The organism is Ruegeria sp. CDSB022 (assembly GCF_059611145.1).
On record NZ_JBXWOZ010000004.1, the window covers coordinates 87238 to 105964 of the forward strand.

At 54.9% G+C, this 18727-nt stretch carries 10 protein-coding genes; 3 read left to right on the forward strand and 7 right to left on the reverse strand.

Annotation, left to right across the window (positions count from 1 at the left end; genetic code table 11):
• The first annotated feature begins 283 nt into the window (after window positions 1-283).
• Entirely contained in the window at window positions 284-1999 is a 1716-nt protein-coding gene (locus AC2FIZ_RS10070) for an ABC transporter ATP-binding protein (protein ID WP_496790979.1), read from the forward strand.
• A 77-nt stretch (window positions 2000-2076) separates the two neighbouring features.
• Here AC2FIZ_RS10070 and AC2FIZ_RS10075 read toward each other — a convergent pair whose 3' ends face one another.
• The 5 genes from AC2FIZ_RS10075 to AC2FIZ_RS10095 form a co-directional block, all read right to left on the reverse strand.
• Entirely contained in the window at window positions 2077-3318 is a 1242-nt protein-coding gene (locus tag AC2FIZ_RS10075) for an HlyD family type I secretion periplasmic adaptor subunit (protein WP_496790980.1), read from the reverse strand.
• Window positions 3319-3370: 52 nt separating this feature from the next.
• On the reverse strand, window positions 3371-5518 hold the full coding sequence (locus AC2FIZ_RS10080; protein WP_281995120.1) for a type I secretion system permease/ATPase: 2148 nt from the start codon (window positions 5516-5518) through the stop codon (window positions 3371-3373).
• On the reverse strand, window positions 5515-6738 hold the full coding sequence (locus tag AC2FIZ_RS10085; RefSeq protein WP_496790982.1) for a TolC family protein: 1224 nt from the start codon (window positions 6736-6738) through the stop codon (window positions 5515-5517). The genes AC2FIZ_RS10080 and AC2FIZ_RS10085 overlap by 4 nt, the downstream gene beginning before the upstream one ends.
• A 137-nt stretch (window positions 6739-6875) precedes the next feature.
• Complete coding sequence (locus AC2FIZ_RS10090) at window positions 6876-7670, reverse strand: SapC family protein (protein ID WP_142636409.1); 795 nt, start codon at window positions 7668-7670, stop codon at window positions 6876-6878.
• Between the two features lie 60 nt (window positions 7671-7730).
• The gene (locus tag AC2FIZ_RS10095; protein ID WP_496790983.1) at window positions 7731-11555 is read right to left on the reverse strand and encodes a beta strand repeat-containing protein; all 3825 of its coding nucleotides are present in this window, start codon (window positions 11553-11555) and stop codon (window positions 7731-7733) included.
• Window positions 11556-11767: 212 nt separating this feature from the next.
• Between AC2FIZ_RS10095 and AC2FIZ_RS10100 the strand changes: the two genes are divergently transcribed.
• Window positions 11768-13819: a dockerin type I domain-containing protein gene (locus tag AC2FIZ_RS10100; protein ID WP_496790985.1), complete on the forward strand. Its 2052-nt coding sequence runs from the start codon at window positions 11768-11770 to the stop codon at window positions 13817-13819.
• 12 nt (window positions 13820-13831) lie between these two features.
• Here the strand turns inward: AC2FIZ_RS10100 and AC2FIZ_RS10105 are convergent, their stop codons facing one another.
• Both AC2FIZ_RS10105 and AC2FIZ_RS10110 read right to left on the reverse strand, forming a co-directional pair.
• Complete coding sequence (locus tag AC2FIZ_RS10105; RefSeq protein WP_496790987.1) at window positions 13832-15148, reverse strand: HlyD family type I secretion periplasmic adaptor subunit; 1317 nt, start codon at window positions 15146-15148, stop codon at window positions 13832-13834.
• Window positions 15148-16887, reverse strand: coding sequence for a type I secretion system permease/ATPase (locus tag AC2FIZ_RS10110; RefSeq protein ID WP_416383920.1), 1740 nt, complete (start codon window positions 16885-16887; stop codon window positions 15148-15150). The genes AC2FIZ_RS10105 and AC2FIZ_RS10110 overlap by 1 nt, the downstream gene beginning before the upstream one ends.
• 426 nt (window positions 16888-17313) lie before the next feature.
• On the opposite strand from AC2FIZ_RS10110, the gene AC2FIZ_RS10115 reads away from it, so the two are divergent.
• The gene (locus tag AC2FIZ_RS10115) at window positions 17314-18720 is read left to right on the forward strand and encodes a YfcC family protein (RefSeq protein ID WP_142636401.1); all 1407 of its coding nucleotides are present in this window, start codon (window positions 17314-17316) and stop codon (window positions 18718-18720) included.
• Window positions 18721-18727 lie beyond the last annotated feature (7 nt).

Sequence of the window (18727 nt, forward strand, 5' to 3'; positions counted from 1 at the left end):
CCTAGCATTCGGTGTGAAACGGGCTCATAAGCTGTCGGAACGTAGGGGCGCTAACGTAGATATTGCGGTCGCCACCCCGTTATTGTCGGTCGCGTGTTGATAATCTGTCGGCAGGCTCTGGATTCTCGGCACAGTCAGGCATAACTAACACAACCGCGCGGTTCTTTGGCTAAGGCTAACTTGGGTTGAAACGTGATCAGATATCGAATTCGAAAAGGTTTTGGAGCGTAAAATGATCAAAGAGACCTTAGCGAACTGGCGATCCAGCCATCTCGGTCGACTTTTGAGTGAAAGTCTCCGGAAGCAGGGTTGGTTGTACGGTGTTGCCATGCTGGCGATGATCGTTGTCGCCGCAACAACGGCCGGAACCGCCTGGATGATGGAGAACATCGTAAATGCGATGACCACGCCAGAGATGAAGTCGCAAGTCTACCTGATTGCCGCAGCGGTCGTCGGCTTGTTTTTGAGTAAGGCTGTCGCCTCTTATATCCAGTCGATCTTTCTGGCGCGTGCGGGCAACCGGATCATCGCGGTGCAACAGGAAAGGCTTTACAATAAGCTGCTGAAACGCGGTGTTGGTTTCTTTGCTGAAACAGAATCGTCCAACCTTCTTATGCGCGTAACTCATGGCGCTCAGGCCGCGCGTCGGCTTATCGACGTCATGGTGACCAGCTTCGTGCGCGATGCCCTGACATTGGTCGGCCTCATCTTCGTGATGATTTACCAGGAACCTGTACTGTCAATTCTGTTCTTCTTTGTGGGTCCCGTTGCGCTTTTGAGTGTGCGTTACATCCTCAAAGGTGTGCGGTCGATCATGCAGTCAGAAATGAAGGCGCTGTCTGAAATCATCAAGGTTCTGCAGGAAACATCTGCGGGCATTCGGGTCATCAAGGTCTTTGCTTTGGAAGACAACATGACTGACCGTATGAATGGGGCGATCAGGTCGGTTGAAAAACGGGCGAACTCAATTTCCAGATTGCAGTCGATTGCCAGCCCGTTGATGGAGCTTCTGGCCGGTGTCGCGATTGCGGGTGTTCTGATCATCAGTACCCTTGATATTACCGGCGGCGAACCGACTTCGGCAGGTCAGCTGATGTCATTCATCACAGCCCTTTTGATGGCTTATGAACCCGCCAAACGCCTGTCAAAAATGCGGGTCGTGATTGAAACGGCCCTGGTACCAGTGGGGATGATGTTCGAGCTGCTCGATCAGGAAGACCCGATGGTCGAAAGCGTGAACCCTGAAAAGCTGAAATCCGGCCCGGGTGAAATCCGTCTAAACAACGTGACGTTCGGCTATCAGGGTGAGCAAAAAGTAATCCGAGATATGAACCTGACCTTCGAGGCAGGCAAGACGACAGCTCTGGTGGGTCAGTCCGGTGGTGGCAAGTCCACGATTTTTGGGTTGATCATGCGGTTTTATGATCCCGATCAGGGCAAGGTCGAAATCGATGGCCAAAACCTTGTCGATGTAAGTTTTGCCTCTTTGCGCCGGAAGATCTCCTATGTGGGCCAAGACACGTTCCTGTTCTCGACAACCGTGATGGAGAACCTTCGTTTTGCGCGACCTGGTGCCACCGATGAAGAGGTGATTGAGGCCGCAAAGGCTGCCCATGCTGATGTGTTCATCTCACAACTGCCAAATGGGTACGATACGCAGGTAGGCGAAAACGGCGCGTTTCTTTCTGGAGGTCAAAAACAGCGTCTGGCGATCGCGCGGGCAATTCTACGCAATGCCGAGATTTTGCTTTTGGATGAAGCCACCAGTGCTTTGGATGCGGAATCTGAGGCGCTTGTTAAGGCTGCGCTGGACAAGTTGACCGAGAATGTAACAACCATTGTAATCGCACACCGGCTTTCAACTGTGCTTCAGGCAGATACCATTATGGTTGTTCAAGACGGTGAAGTTATCGAACAAGGCAACCTTGATGCGCTAATCGAACATAACGGGACGTTCCGCCAACTGTTTGACCAGCAATTCAAGCTTCCGGGATCCTAAGCTCAGTCCGAATGGGCGGGGCCCCACATAGATTCTGAACGGCATCGAGAAGTAATGGGCGTTGGCCCGGTCAATTACTACTCACGAAGAGCCTGATCTTTGACTTTGACAATCGGCTGCAGCAGGTAGTCCAAAACGGTTTTCTTGCCCGCAAGAATATCCACATCGGCAATCATGCCGGGAATAATTTCAACCGCTACTCCGTTCCCATCCAACATCGAGTGGTTGGTCCGGATTTCCACGACAAAAACTTCTTCATCGTCCCGCTCAGATCGCGTCACGGTATCAGCCCCGATACGGATAATTTGCCCGTCCAAGGCCCCGTATCGAGCAAAATCATAGGCAGTAATCTTGATCCGAACCAACTGTTCAGGGTGCAGAAATGCGATGTCTTCGGGGCGGACATAGGCTTCGACCAACAAAGACTCATCCAGCGGTACAATTTCGATCAGTTCCTCACCGCTCCGTGCCATACCGCCTATGGTCGTGCGGTGAATGCGATTTACGATGCCGCGTACCGGCGACCTGATTTGTGCCTGTTCCGCTCTGTTTCGTAAGGCTGGCAGTGATGGTTCCAGAGTAGCCAGTTCCGCAGTTGCCAATGCAAGTTCGGTCAAAGCCGCACTTCGAAACCTGCTTTGTGTCGCCCGAACCCGATCATCAATTTCCTCCAATCCTGTCTTCAGACGGTTGGTAGCGGCTTCAGCCCTGGTCCGGCGGCCTTGCCACTCAGCCTCGCTGCGTCGCAATGACAATAGTGTCGTGGCGGGTTCCATCTGCTGTTCTACTAGGGGGGTAATGATTGCCCGTTCCTCGGCCAGAACTTTCAAAGTCTCGGACGCGGTCACCGTATCGACAAGCCCTTCTTCGTATTCTCTTAACCGTTGTTCCCGTTGGCTCATCAGAATTGAGATTTCTGCCTGCAACTCTGATCGCCGGCCTTGAAACAGAGCTGTCTCAGACTGAACAACAGTCGGCGCACCTTGGACCAGGATCGTATCAAATGTCAGCTCGGTCCCGTCTATCTCAGCTTGCAGGCGCTGAGATCGGGCTCTCAAGCCATATGCACGCTGTTCCTCTTGGCTGAGCTTGCTGTCGATTTGGGTGGTATCGAACTCCATCAGCAACTTCCCCTTTTCAACAACCTCGCCTTCTCGGACATTCAATGACTGCAGAATGCCGGACTCCGTAGCTTCAATCATCTGAACATCCGCCGACGGCACGATGCGGCCTTCTACACGGGTGACATCATCAAGTTCAGTGAAATGGGCCCAAAACGCTGCAGCCGCCAAGAAAGTCAGGATTACCAAGAGAAGCAATGAACTCCTGACCGGTGACCCGCCTCGCATTTCCCGGGCAAGCGAGGCTAGGTCATGATGCTGCGACATTCAGATGCCTCCGTTGCTTTCCGGAATGCTGTGACAGTATGCTTTTTGGTCCATCTACCCGTACTTTGCCGCCCTCTATGACGATAACCCTATCGACAAGTTCCAATAGGCTGGTTCGATGGGTTACGATCAGCATAGTTGTGTCGGGGGTCGCCTTTTTGAGCCGCTGTATGACCTCAGCTTCGGTTTTGACGTCCATGGCACTTGTTGGCTCGTCCAGAAGAAGAACCGGAGGTTTACCAATCAAGGCTCTGGCCAAGGCGATGGCCTGCCGTTGTCCCCCTGACAATCCCTCACCGCGCTCTGCCAGATTTTGGTCATAGCCTCCGGGATGGCGAGAGACAAAATCCTCGACCCCAGCGACTTGCCCCGCCCAAATCAGGTCCTCATCCCTTGGCCTGATTGCGCCGCTTTTGATATTGTCGCGGATTGACCCGGAAAACAGCCAAATATCTTGCAGAACAGAGCCGATATTGCGCCGCAAATCACCTGGATCAATTTGTCTGATATCGACCCCATCCAATTGAACAGACCCGGCGTCTGGATCGTACAAGCCAAGCATTAGCCGCGCGACCGTGCTTTTCCCCGAGCCGATCGGACCAAGGATTGCAACCTTCTCTCCGGGCGAGATGGTGAATGAAACACCGGACAAGACGTTGTCGTGTTTTTCGGGATAAGCAAACTGGATATTTTCGAAGGTTAATCTCCCTTCAAAGCGATCGCGACTGATCCAGCTCCGCCCTTCGGGGCGTTCACTGTCGGCCTGCATTAAGGCATTAAGGTTTTGATAGGCATTTCGGGCCTGATTAACCCGTGTCAGGGTCTGTGCCAGTTGCCCAAGTGGCGCAAGAGCCCGCCCGGTCAACATGACCGAAGCAACAAGCGCGCCCATGCTTGCCTGACCATCCATCACAAGAAAAACACCGTAGAAAACGATAAGGACCTGGGCGGCCTGTTGGGTAAATCCGGTCAGATTCAAGGCAAATTGAGTCACTGCCCTGCTGCGCGCGCCATGTGATGACTGAAGCTGTATGGCAGCCTCCCACCGCGACCTCATTGGCCGGGCCGCCGCTGTCGTTTTTATGGTCTCCAACCCGGATACAGTTTCGACCAGAACCGATTGCTTGGATTGACCATCGATGAAGCTTTTCTCGGCAAGACGAGAAAGTATAGGTTGCACGATGATGCCTGCTAGCAAAACGACAGGCACAGCCAGAGCTGGAACAAGTGCAAGCGGGCCACCGACCAAGTAAATGACAAAGATAAACAATGCTATGAAGGGTAGATCCACGACTGCCACCAAGGTGGCGGATGTGAAAAACTCACGGAGTGTCTCAAATTCACGAATGGTGCTGGCCATGGCCCCTGTCGAACCTGTGCGCGCCTTCATGCGAATGTTGAGGACCTGGTCAAAGACTCTACGGCCCATCGAAATATCTGCTTTCTGGCCAGCCCGATCTATGAATCCTGCCCGCAGGAGTTTGAGCACGAAATCAAAAAGCAGCGCGATCCCAACACCTGCTGTCAAAGCAATCAGAGATTCTGTGGCTTCGTTTGGCAAAACACGGTCATAGACGACCATGATAAAGACCGAGGTAGATAGACCAAGTAGATTTGCCAACGCCGCCGCAAGCGCAACCTGAGTGTAAGACCAACGATTTGCCGTCATAGCGGACCAAAACCAGTGGCCCGAAGCAGAACTGGACCCCGTAGCTAAATCCTCACGGTGATTGCGCCGCAGCAGGATCGCAAACCCTGTATAGACATCTGATAGATCGGTTTGCTGAATTTCACCTATTTCCGAACCAACCTCTGGATCATAGATCAAAACCCGACCAATTGAGGTTCGGCCATGAAACACAACGTATCTTCCCCCTTCAAGAATCAACAACGCAGGAACCAAAGTGTTGTCAAAAGCTGACAAAGCCCTTCTTCCGTATCCCGCCTGGATCCCAACACGCCGTGCCAGTTCCAATGAATCGCGGATTGTAAGCTCTCCGTTCGAGCCTGTTTGGGCCGCGAGAATCCCGGCAAAAGTGATTGGACAGTCAAGATGGGCCGCAGCGTGCATCAGGCATTTTTCAAAGCACGATAATTCGGGCGTTGCGAAGGCAGGTGTCAATTGTTTCATTGAGAACCCTCAACGGAACTGATTGAAATGCCAAGGAGATCCAGAATGTCACCAGTCAAACTAAGGATTGCGTAGTCTGTCAGGAAATAGTTCTGTTCGGCTAGGATAAGTCTTTCCTGTGCATTCACATAGTCGCGCTGTGCGTCAAGGATTTCGATCAGACTGCGTCGTCCGATTGTGAATTGCGCTCGCGCCGCTGCAACACTGTCAGCATTCGCCTGCGCAGCTATTCGCGCCTCTCTAAGCCGTTGTGCTCCAGCAATTTGGTCAGCGCGAATTGTGTCCAGCTCTCTTTGTATTTCTCGCGTTAGGGATTGATGAACGAATTCCGCTTCGCGAACTTTGGCTTCAGCCGCGGTGATGGCGGCACGGCGCTGTCCAGTAGAGTCCAGCTCATAATTGAAGGACAGGTCGACCCCGAAATTTGCGTCATTGCTATCATCGCGATCCGCAAATGCCGAAACATTCACGCCGGGTTGACGGCGTGCCAAAGCGGCAGCACGTTCTGCCTTGGCGGCAAGCAGGGCCGCTTCCGAACGTCGAATCTGCAGGCTTCCCGTTACGATACTATGATCCGATTGTGAGATCGTCGGCGCTTTGATTGGGGGTTGCAGATCACCTGACGGGCTGCCAAAAACTTCACGAAAACGGGCATCGGCGAGGTCCACTCTGGCTTTTGCATCCGCCAGTCGCGTCCGTGCATCGGCCATCCGCGACCGCGCTGTCAATACATCGGCGTTCGAACCAGCGCCTAATGCAGCCCTCTCGGAAATTTGTTGAACGAGCTGTTGGTGGACTTCCACATTTTTCACCGAAATATCCAGGATTTTCCGTAAATCCAAGACCACTATATAGACCTCAATCGCAGCCAGAGCGGTTGCCGAGGCTGTTGATAACTGGCCGCCGCGACTTTCAAAAACCCGTGCTTTTGCAGCAGTCAAATCACCGGATGCGGCCCCCCCGTCATAAACGAGCTGTGAGATCCGCAGATAAGGGGTCACGTCGGCTGTGTCCGAGTCTACCCGCTCGGATCTGGCGTTGATTCCAAGTGAAACCTGCGGAAGAAAGGCCCCTTTTGCCGCGTCGTGATTGGCTACCGCCACATCCAGCGCGGACATAGATCGCGCGAGGTTGGGGCTGGTCTCGACAGCGTGCCGTACGCGCTTGCCAAAGGAACTGGTGGTCAGTTTCTGAGATGGTTCATGTGTGCGGAAACCCACGGCCCCGGTTGAAAAAGAAGCCTCGACACCGGCAATGTCAGGTGGTTGGGTACAGGCCGATACTATGCTGAAAGAGAGAGCAGAAATCAGAAAACTCAAAAAGCGACCGCATGTGGGCATTTGTCATTCACACTTCATTAGGACCAGATTACGTCATCGGTTTGGGCTTGGGCGAATGCATTCATGAAACCGGTAAGTTCTGAATTTTCGGTGTATTTTACAGATGCACCGGCCTGGGAAATCTGCTTTTGCGCCTGAAAAAGCCATCTGAGATTGGATAATGAAGCCTGATGGCCATAGATCAGGCGTAAGCCTTTTGTTTCGACCAGTTCCAATTTGCGTTTTGCCGATAGCTGTTCCAGGCGTGCAGAGTTGATTTGCAACCAGTTATGTGCAGAGCCGAATTCCAAATTACCGCTCAGGGGCTCAAACAGCCCAAAGGCGTCTATCATTTTGCAAATTTCGGTTGTTCTAATCTGAGAGGTTGCGCGCGCTTTCAAGAAGTTTTGAACTTCTTTCAATTCAGTGCCGAGCGTATCCGGAGTTGAAAAAAAGGGATTGTCAGAGCACTCTTCGGTCAACAGGCCTGAACCTTCATCTACCACCAGCTGAAAGGTGCTGCCGTTATCCATTCGGCGGCACGAAAAGGGGTGGCTGCGCAGTTCGGACGGAATATAGCTGGCCAGCCAACGCCCTTCTGTTGAAACAAATGGCGAGGGTTCACCAGCAAGAAGTGAATATACAGCAATCGGTTCAATTTCTGGGCCGGTCCTGCGAAACACAATCGGAAAAGTGGCTGCAATCTGGAGCACCTCTTCTTCCACGATCACGCTCTCGGTGCGTTCAGCTGCAAAGTCATAAGATGTGAAACGCTTCCAATACTGATGACTGTGACGGTTGAAATTGATTGGAACTAGGCCATTCTGTGCCATGGCAACCTCTTGAATATCGAGAATACTGCCACCCGTGCAGGGTGGCAGTGTAGTCGAGCGTCAGGCACTGGCCCCGGTTGGATCGGTATGCAGAATATTGTCAGCAGTAAGCCCGCTGAGGTCATCCAACCCGGTGAAATGGGCCACCGTTTCGACTGTCGCCGCATCGGATGCGGAATAGTCGACCTTGACTAGCACACTGTCAGTTCCATCCGTAGCCAGGACATAGATCTCGTCACCTGCTTCGGCGCCGGTAAGGCTTTCAACAGCGGTCTCGATGGTTTGAGCCGTCAGATCGCTCAGCTCTGTCGTCAAACCAACCACTCCGGTGTCCGTACCCAGTGCATCCCCTACTGAAAGCGTTTCCACACCGGTTCCGTCTCCGCGCAGGCTGTCGACATCCAATCCACTGAACATGATCGCATCAGCGGTGTCAGTCGCGGGTCCAGTCGTGAAGCCAGTGATCGTATCAACGCCATTTGCTGTTGGGTCCGGCTCGAACACGACAATGTCCCGACCAGCACCTGAGACATCCACTGTGTCATCGCCGTCCTGGCCACGAATGACGTTGTCGATGTTGGTTGCAATCAATGTGTCGTCGCCTGACGTCCCGATCTGCAGCACCGATGGACCACCATCCGGAGTCGTCAACGTCAGAACAATCGGTTCAGAGGCATCTAGAACTGTCATCGTGAATGTGACGATGGGTTGGGACAGGTCGGAATAGGTGGTCGCCGCGCCAGCAAAACTGACGGCTGATCCACTCACCGGGTTCGTCAGGAACAAATCGAATGCCCCATTCTCGACATCTGATCCGGTGTCAAACGTCACCACTGAGGGATCGAAACCCAGTTCGGCTGTGATCGCCAGACCGCTGGACAGATCCGTATCAGGGTCTGCGTAGATTTCAAATGTGACTGTTGATCCACTTTGTCCGGCTTCAGTGATCACATAGGCTGCAGGTTCATGGGCCGTGTTTTCATCCGTAACTGGCAAAGGATCAGGGCCACCTGCCACAGATACCTCTGCGCCAAAGTCCAGATCATCCCCCGCCTCGACTGATGCAAAGGTCGCAACACTTACCAACAGTGTCCAGGTTCCGTCGGCACTGACCGTAGCGGTTCCGACTGACATGGAATTCAACGTCACATCTACAGCCTCGCCTGCGGCAAGGCCTATTGACGTGCCAGAGACAACGACTCCTGAATTTTGGGCGTCATTCAATGAAACGGCACCGTTTGTTCCGGTGTCATTGATTGTCAGGACAGGCCGGAAATCCGTGGTTAACGGGGTGGCGGCGGCGGTAGAGATGTTGCCGGCGGAATCCGTAACCGTCGCTGAAACCTGGAAGGTAGTGCTGTCTGCCAATGCTCCCAAGTCACCGGAAGGAACGGTTGCTGACCAGGTGCCACTTGAGGCGGTGCCTGTATAGGATTGCCCGTTCAGTGTGACCGTCACCGTTTCCCCATCGGCGGCATCCGTTGTCCCGGTGATTGTCAGGTCACTATCTTTTTCGGATACATCCAGCTCTGACCCGACCGAAAGAGGGTCGATGGTGACCGATGGTGCGGTAAAGTCGGTGTCAAAACTGGTTGATGTCGTTGTGGCGTTCCCAGCCGCATCCGAAACAGATGCCTCCACATCATAGGTTTCGCTGTCCTGAAGTCCGGCCAAATCCCCGGCGGAGGCGGTATAGGTCCAGGACCCGCCTGTTACGGTCGCCGTGCCGGTGACGTCAACTGTGCCATCCTGCCGAACGATTTCTACAGTCACAACCGTGCCGTCTGCCGCGGCAGAAGTTCCGGACACCGTAAGGTCGGTTCCCTGTTCTGCTGCGTTCATGACAGCACCATCCGACAATCCGGTGATAGACACCGCCGGGGCTGTGAAATCGGTTGTGAAACTACCGCTGGCCTGCAGCGCCGGGTTTCCAGCCGCGTCCGAGACATCTGCCGTAACATTCACGGTTGCAGCATCGGACAGGCCAGCGAGATCTGCGGCCGGGACGGTCGCCGACCAGGTTCCGCCAGAGGCGGTTGCGGTGTAATCCTGTCCATTCATGGAAACGGTTACGGTTTGACCATCCTCAGCATTCGTCGTGCCAGAGATTGTCAGATCTGTACCCTGTTCGGCTGCATTCATGACAGCGCCATCAGAGAAGGTGTCGATGCTGACAGTTGGCGCTGTGGCGTCCTTGGACAGGGGCACACTTGCCTGCGGTGCTAACAGGCCGTTTGTGCCAAGCACATCCGCCGTGATCGTAAAATCGCCACCATCTGCCAGCGACGCCAGATCGCTTGCAGGGACTGTGACGCTCCAACTACCGCCGCTGACTGTGCCGGTATAGGATTGCCCATCCAGGGTGACTGTCACCACCTGGCCGTCCTGAACATTTCCTGTTGTGCCACTGATGGTCAGGTCGGAGGCGGTTTCGGCAGCGTTGATGACCGCACCGACTGACAATGGCGCGATATTCACCGAGGGTCCCGTCAGATCGACCGGAACCGAGGCGGTGACCGGTACCGATGAGTTTCCTGCCACATCATCTACGGCAACACTTACCGTGGCCGGATTTCCGGTGGAAAGCGAGCCGAGGTCGCTGCTGGGTATGGTGACACTCCAAGTACCGCCTGACACGGTGCCGGTATATGTTTGGCCATCGAAGGTCACGGTGACTGTCTGCCCGTCTGCGGCGGATGTCGACCCGGTGACAATCAGGTCAGAGCCGATGTCCCCCAGGCCAATCGAACCGCCAGAGACCGGATCAAGCGTGATCGTTGGAGCGCTAAAGTCTGTGTCAAAGCTTGCGCTTGTCTGTATCGCCGGATTTCCTGCGCGGTCGTCGACATCGGCAGTCACTGAAACGGTCACCCCGTCAGGCAGGGCGGCCAGGTCTGTGGCCGGCACGGTAACACTCCAGTGGCCGCCGCCATTCACTGTCCCAGTATAAGTCTGCCCGTTTACAGATACCGTTACTGTTTGACCTCTCTCGGCGTCAGAAGTGCCCGAGATTGTAAGATCAGTCGCTTGCTCGGCGGCATTCAGAATGGCCCCGTCCGAAAAGCCCGTAATGCTTACCGTCGGTGGAAGAGTGTCCACATCGAATCTTACCGTTTCGACCGATACTTCCTCACCCGCTCCATCCAGGTTGCGAACGGTGACTGTTGTCACACCTTGAGGAAGGCTAGCCGCCTCAACCGCCGTAAGGGAAATACTCCAACTGCCATCTGGATTGGGCGTTGCCGTCTTGGTCAGTGACCCGATTGTCACCTCGACCGTTGTGGTTCCGGTCGGCGCCATCAGGTTTGCGCTGGCGCTGTTCAATGCGTTCGCTTGCAGACCAGCAAGGTTCAGGCTCTGGAAATTTGGAGCGGGCGCCGGAGCTTCGTCATCTCCACCGCCACCACCTCCTCCTGCTGCGGCTGCACCCGCCAGACCAAGGCCCCCCAAAACAGCACCGGCGCCGCTAACGCCGCCAGCGGCTGCTGCGGCTCCCCCGGCTTCGGCGGCTAGTGCGAATTGCGCGACTTCCGCCGCCGCATCTTCGGCGATCATGATGGAGCCGCCATCCAGGATATGAACATTCTCTGCCGAGACCAAAATCGTGCGCCCGTCTTCCAATTTGAGGAGAACATCGCCATTTGCCAGTAGCTTTGCGCTGTTAACGCCGGGAATCGCATCAGCGAATTGGAAGGTGTCCAGTTCTTCGGTCGTGGCCTGTGCCAACGCAGGAAGGGCAAGCAAGGCCGAACTTAGGCTGCCTGCGATACCGCGCCCGACCCAGCGGCGCATTTTGTTGTCGATCCACTTGCGTATCTGTTGCCGCTGACCCGCATCGGGCCGGGTACTTGCAGGATTGCGTGTCATATCAGGTGTTTTGGTCATCTTGCCCTCACATGCTGTTTCCGCGCTGAAATCATGGGCAGCGACGTTTTGTTCATGTGTGTTGCCCATCGGATGTTCATGCGGTTGGACCAGAAAAAATTGTGTTAAACTGAAACCGAACTCCTCGTTTTCACCACAATCCCGCTTTGGTATTGGACCGGGCATCAGATCATCCTGTTCAAGAGCCAGATTTTGGCGTGGGGTGATTTGGTATGATGCTTCAGTTCGGCGGAGTAGTTGCAACAGGGAGCGCAGCGCTCGATTCAGGTATCGGCGATACGGCTTTAGAAACGTTTAACGGGGAAACGTATCTGTACAGCCTGACCGGACAGGGAGGGGGCATTGTTGTATGGCACCTCGTCGAAGGCGCGGTTCCCCAGCAGCAAGATATAGAATATTTCAGCGGTACAATCTCGGGCACCGTTGGACGTTCCGGGGAAATGGTTTCTCTGTTGGGGGGCGATCAGATCGTTCTGGATGTCAGGTCTGCAACCGGCCTTGTCAGCTACGAAATCCTTCCAGACGGATCTATCGGAGAATTACAGGAAACCGGGACCCTGAACGGTGGGGGTGGCTATTCGGCCTTAGTGCAGGTTTCCTTTGGATCGGTCGACATTCTGGCCGTGGCGCAAGAGGGCAGCGGGTTGATTTCGACCTATACGGTCGGCTCAGACGGCTCTTTGACCTTTGCAGGGGCCGTTGCAGGTCAGGCCGACTCGATCCAGACCGCTCAGTCCGGGTCGGATCATTTTGTCGCCGCAACCGACGCTACCAGCAATTCAATAACGACCTATTTGGTGGACAGCAGCGCGGGAACCTTGAGCCTCGCAGATTCCGGCGATGGGGTCTCGACCTTGGGCATTGGCGCCCCAACGGCCGTCGAAATTGTGCAGGCGCATGGCCATTCCTGGGTCATCGTTGCTGGCAGCGAAAGCAACACGATCAGCGTCATGGAGCTGTCTGGTGATGGCCGGTTGATACCCACCGATCACGTGCTGGATACACTGAATACCCGCTTTGAATCGGCTCAGGACCTGGCCGTGGTCGAAGTGAATGGTCAGGTGTTTGTCGTGGCCGGGGGAGGCGATGATGGGGTGACACTGTTTACCCTGACACTGGATGGTCAACTGGTCTATCTGGACAGTTTTGCCGATACGTTGAGCACCGGGCTGCAAAATGTCGAATCGCTCAGCGTGGCCCATGTCGGGGACGAAATTCAGATCTTTGCCGCCTCACAAGAAGAGGCCGGGTTAACGCAGCTTACTTTTTCGGTCGCTGACCTGGGTATCGCCGCGGACGGTTATGGGACAGTCACTGGCACCGCGCAGAACGATATGCTCAGTGGCAGCATCCTTGATGCCACTCTACTTGGCGGCGGCGGCGATGACATCCTGATTGCGGGGATTGGGGCCACTATGATGACCGGCGGTTCCGGGTCTGATATCTTTGTGATGCAGACCGGAACAGCGATGACAACGATTACCGATTTTGAAGTCGGATCGGACAGGCTGGATCTGTTTGACTATCCATTTCTGCGCTCACCTGGACAGCTCACTTTTACGTCCACCGCGCAAGGTGCGCAGATCGAGTATCTGGATAATGTGGTTCAGGTGTTTTCGGCGTCAGGTGCTCCGCTGACCAGTTCAGATGTCTTTGGCGCCGGATTTGGCGGGCCAGACCATATTCCGTTGGATTTGAACGGTTTGGGCGGGCTCGACCCGGACAGTTCGGCAGGCATTCAAGGGAATATTACCATTGATTCACAAGCTGCAAATCCCGGTCTGTCAAACGCTGAAATACGTTTCACCCCGGACGGAGGCGGCACGGTTAATGTCCAAGCCGACGATGAAGGGAGGTTCGATCTGGATCTGCCTTCGGGCACATTTATCGGTGAACTGGATATCATAAAGTCCTATTCGGCTGGGACCGGCGAGATCACGGCCTTGGACGCATTGCAGGTCTTGCGGCTTTCAGTGGGACTGGACCCGACATGGGGGCAGGCAGCACCGGAAGACCTAATTGCAGCCGATATCAATCAAGATGGCCTCATCAACGCTCTGGATGCGCTGGCTATCTTGCAGATCGCCGTCGGATTGCCCACAGCGCATGAGGCAGAGTGGGTGTTTCTGGACGCAGACGCTGATTTGTCGGGGATCACAAGTTCAAACGTGACCTACGAAACCGGTGTCGATGTCGTCGCGGTAGACGGAGTGATCACGACTGACATGACTTCGATCCTGTTGGGCAATCTCGAAGCGGTTTAAAGACGACGGAATCTATTCCCGGAAGGCCCTGTTAAAGTAATCGGCCATCGGTTTTATCAGATATGAAAACGGGGATCGCTCGTCCGTCTTGATCATCGCTTCGACTGGCATGCCGGGTACAAGGCGTTGCCCGTTCAGGCGCTCGATCTGGTTGGCATCAGGTAACATTTCAGCGCGATAAAATGTGTGTCCGGTGTTCTCATCAGTGAACGTATCGGCAGAAATCGTGACAACATGCCCTTCGATTTCGGGGGTTTCGCGTTGGTTGAAGGCGGGAAATCGCAGGAGGGCGGGCTGCCCAATATATACTTGGTCCACATGAATCGCATCTACGCGAGCGGCGATCAGCAGAGGAATTTCCTGTGGTACGACATACATCATCGGTTCTGCCGGCTGTACAACCGAATGCAGTGCAAACACCTGGCTTCCATAGACAGTACCGGAAACCGGCGCCCTAATATCCAGCCGCGATAGACGAACAGCCAGCGAGAGCCTGCGTTCAGACAGTTCGGCGATTTTCGATTGCGCATCGCGTAAGGCGGTGATTGCTTCTTCGCGGCGTGTCGCCTGCAGTTCTACAATCTTGATCTCGGTTGCCGCGATTTGGCCTTTGAGCCGCGCGGCAGCCGCTTCGAGCCTGCCTATTTCACCTGTCAGGCTGGCTTCTTCGCGTTGCAAGGCGGAAACCCGACTGGCTTGTGTCAGACCGCGTTGAAGCAGGCTTTGCTGGTCCTGCAGCTCCTCCTGTATCAGATCGACCTGACGGCGCAGCGAGACCAGTTGCGCCAAGGTGCCCTCGATCTCGCTTTCTATCTGAATCCGTTGTTTGCTCAACTGCTGAGTCTGCTGATTTAGGGTATTCAGACGCGCCTCGAACAGGCGTTGCTGGCCGGCGATCAGCTCAGGGTCAATGTCTTCTTGTTTCTGTACGTCGTTCAGCGCGGATGTCAAAACAGTCAGATCAGTGCCATCGCGTTCGGCCTGAAGCCGCGCCTTTCGGACGAGTAATTCAAACAGCTGCGCCTCAACGATGGTCTTTTCCGAGGTCAGAAACGTGTCATCCAGACGTAACAGAATGTCGCCGCCGGTGACGGAATCACCGTCGCGCACAAAAATCTCGCCGACCACGCCACCGTCTGGATGCTCGACTACCTGGCGGTTGCTTTGAACTTCGATGACGCCCTGCGATACAATGGCGCCTGCCAGCCTGGTCTGCACCGCCCAAAAGCCCAACCCGCCGATTAAAATAGCCAGTGCGAGAAACCCGACCAGAGCAGGAAATGTAATGCGCCAAACAGGGCGCGTGTTATTATGATTGGGCTTTTGCATTACTCACCCACCCGTGCCAGACCCTTTTTGATCGCATTTGCGTTCTGAACCATGGCGCTTAGCACCTCGTCGCGGCTGCCGGATTTCACAACCTGCCCATTTTCAACAACTGCAAGATCGTCGCATTCGGAAATGGCCTGTGGCCGGTGCGTCATGATGATGGCTGATTTACCCGCGGCCTTCAGTTCTCGGATCGCGGTGTTCAATGCCTCAGTGCCATCAGCATCCAGAGCCGAGTTCGGCTCGTCCAGGATCAGTAGGACAGGATCTCCATACAAAGCGCGCGCCAGAGCAATACGTTGCTTTTGGCCACCCGACAGTTGACTGTCATTGCCTTCCAGAAAAGTGTCGTACCCCTTTTCCAATGTCAGGATCAGGTCATGAGCCTTGGCTTTCTTGGCTGCAGCGATGACCGCTTCCGAATCCGGGTTTTGGGACATCCGGGCGATGTTTTCGGTCACTGTTCCGTTGAACAAAGTGACTTCCTGCGGCAGATAGCCGATGTGTTGGCCCAAATCATCAGTCCCGTATTGATCCAGTGTAGCGCCTCCAAGCCTGATTTCGCCAACGGCCGGTTTCCACAATCCTAACAGGGCCTTGGCAAGTGTGGATTTTCCTGACCCGCTTTTGCCGATCACGCCCAAAGCTTTGCCCGGTTCTAGTTTCAGTGAAACGTTCCTGAGTGTCGGTAAATCGGCGCCGGGTGGTACAACGGTCAGTCCTTTGGCGATCAGGCGCGCATCTGGTACAGGCAATTTGGTCCGGTCCGGCTCGGGCGGGGTGGTGTCCAGGAATCGGTTCAGTGAAATCCACGCAGATCGCGCACGCTCCACCAATGCCCATTGGCCCACCGCCTGCTCGACCGGGGCCAATGCGCGCCCAAGCAGGATGGACCCTGCAATCATTGCCCCAGGGGACAGTTCGTTTCTTAAAACCAGCAAAGCTCCCAATGCCAGCATGGCAGATTGCAAGAACAGCCGCATCGACTTGGTTAATGAGGTAAAGCTTCCGGTCCAATCGCTGGCCGAGATGGTCTGTCTCAGCGCATCGGTCCTCTGGGTCAGCCAGCGTTGCGAGATGTCGTGCTGCATTCCTTGCGAGCGGACAACTTCTGCGGCTTGTCTGGCATGTTCCGAGAATGAGCCTGCCCGCGCCGAGGCCTGCTGTGCAGCGGCAACCTTTCTATGAGTGAGCGCCTGATTAAGCAGAGCGATGACAATCAGGATCGCGCCACCCGCAACCGCAAGCCATCCAAGCATCGGGTGGAATAGGAAGATTGCTGCCAGAAAAACCGGTGTCCAGGGGATATCCATTACGGCCAGCAAAACAGGTGAGGAACACAGGTTCTGGATTGCCTCAAGGTCGCGCAAGGCAGTGGCTGGGGCTGCACGGGCCTGCGGAACAAGAGATTTTCGCAGCGTTGCCTCGAACACCCGCTCGTCCAGTTGCGACTGGAACCTCGCTCCGAACCGCGCAACGATACGTCCTCGCGCAAAATCCAGCATGGCCATAAGGCTATATAATAGAGCGACAATCAGAAACAGCGCCGTGAGGGTTTCAACCGCCCGAGAGGCAAGGACCCGGTCATAAACCTGCAGCATGAATAAAGGCCCCGTCAGCATCAGCAGGTTGACAAAGATGCTGAACAGGAAGGCTAGTGCCAGAAATGACAGCCCCTTGTTGCGCACCTTGCGCAACTCATGTCTGGCAGGCAGGGACCTGGGAATTTCAGAGCTCACGTTGTTAGCCTTGGGTTACTGTTCGATACGGGCATTTGCGCCTTAATTTCTTGCACATTAGCCTTTGGTAAGCCTAATGCAAATGTGCGACTTACCGGTTCAGGGAAATGGGCTGATATGTCAACATGATCACCACAGTCTCAAGCGGGTTTCTGCCAGACTGGGGCGATGGATCGCAAGGTGCTAACCGCTGCACTCAGATGAGCAACTTACGATCTGTAGGAAAGCAAAAACTGACGAACCTGAATCCGGCGTCAGCCTGAATTCTATTGATGCAGGTCAATGCGCTGCGCCAGCGAATGGCGTTCATGTAGAACCGTTCAGGTCGCCTCGGGGTCATTCATCCTTAGAAATCTCATATTGAGACTGTATGAAGAGACCGGAAGTTTCGAAACCCAATCTCAGCTCTTTTAGGAGTTTGATGACATGAAGCTCAAGTTTCCAACTGCATATACAATTCTGTTTGCGTTGATAGCACTGGTCGCCATTGCAACCTGGTTTGTTCCCGCTGGCCAATATGACCGCGTCGCTAACGAAGCCCTGGGACGCGATGTTCCGGTACCGGGCAGCTATCAGGTTGTCGAGCCCAATCCGCAGGGGTTCTATGACGTCGTACTGGCCCCTATCGGGGGGTTCTATGACCCTGTCAGTTATGAAGCGCGGGCGATTGATGTTGCACTTTTTGTGCTGGTGATTGGCGGTTTTTTGGGAGTTGTAACGCGAACCGGGGCGATTGACGCCGGGATTGCGCGCGCAATGGTGCGTCTGAAGGGGCGCGAGAAATGGATGATCCCCATCTTGATGGCCTTCTTTGCTGCGGGGGGCACAATCTATGGCATGGCCGAAGAGTCACTGGCTTTTTACGCGCTGATCATCCCAGTGATGATTGCCGCGCGCTATGACGCGGTAGTGGGTGTGGCCATCATCATGCTGGGGGCGGGGGTTGGCACGCTGGGGTCGACGATTAACCCGTTTGCCACAGTCATCGCCTCGGATGCGGCGGGGGTGCCCTTCACCAATGGCATAATGCTGCGCTTTGCGCTGTTGCTGGCATGCTGGTTGGCCTGTGTGGTCTTTGTCATGCGATATGCAGCCAAGGTCAAAGCCGATCCGGATCTGTCCATCGTTGCCGACAAGCGCGAAAGCAATGAGGCGCATTTCCTCAAAGGTGGCCGCACGGGCGGAGAAGCTCCGACCTTTACGAGTATGCATGGGCTGATCCTTTTGATCTTTGCGGCCAGCTTTGGCGTGATGATCTGGGGTGTCGCGGCAGGAGGCTGGTGGATGGCCGAGATGTCCGGCCTGTTCATAGTGTCCTCGATAGTCGTGGGATTGATCGCACGGATCGGGGAAGAGGAATTCACCTCGACCTTCGTTGACGGTGCCCGGGATTTGCTGGGGGTTGCGCTGGTGATCGGGATCGCGCGCGGGATCGTAGTGGTCATGGACGCAGGAAACATCACCGATACCATTTTGTATTGGGCAGAAAGTGCCGTGGATGGTTTGGGCAAAGTGGCCTTTATCAATGCGATGTTCGCCTTGCAGGGGCTGTTGTCCTTCCTCGTCCCGTCATCTTCGGGCCTGGCGGTTCTGACGATGCCGATCATGGCGCCGCTAGCAGACTTTTCCGGCGTAGAACGGTCTTTGGTCGTGACGGCCTATCAGTCAGCCAGCGGTTTGGTGAACTTGATTAACCCCACCTTTGCGGTGGTCATGGGCGGGCTTGCCCTAGGGCGTGTGCCCTATGAACGCTGGCTCAGTTTCATGTGGCCGCTTTTACTGATCCTGATCGTCATCATCATGGCCGGGCTCAGCCTTTCCGCGTTGGCATGAGGTCGCA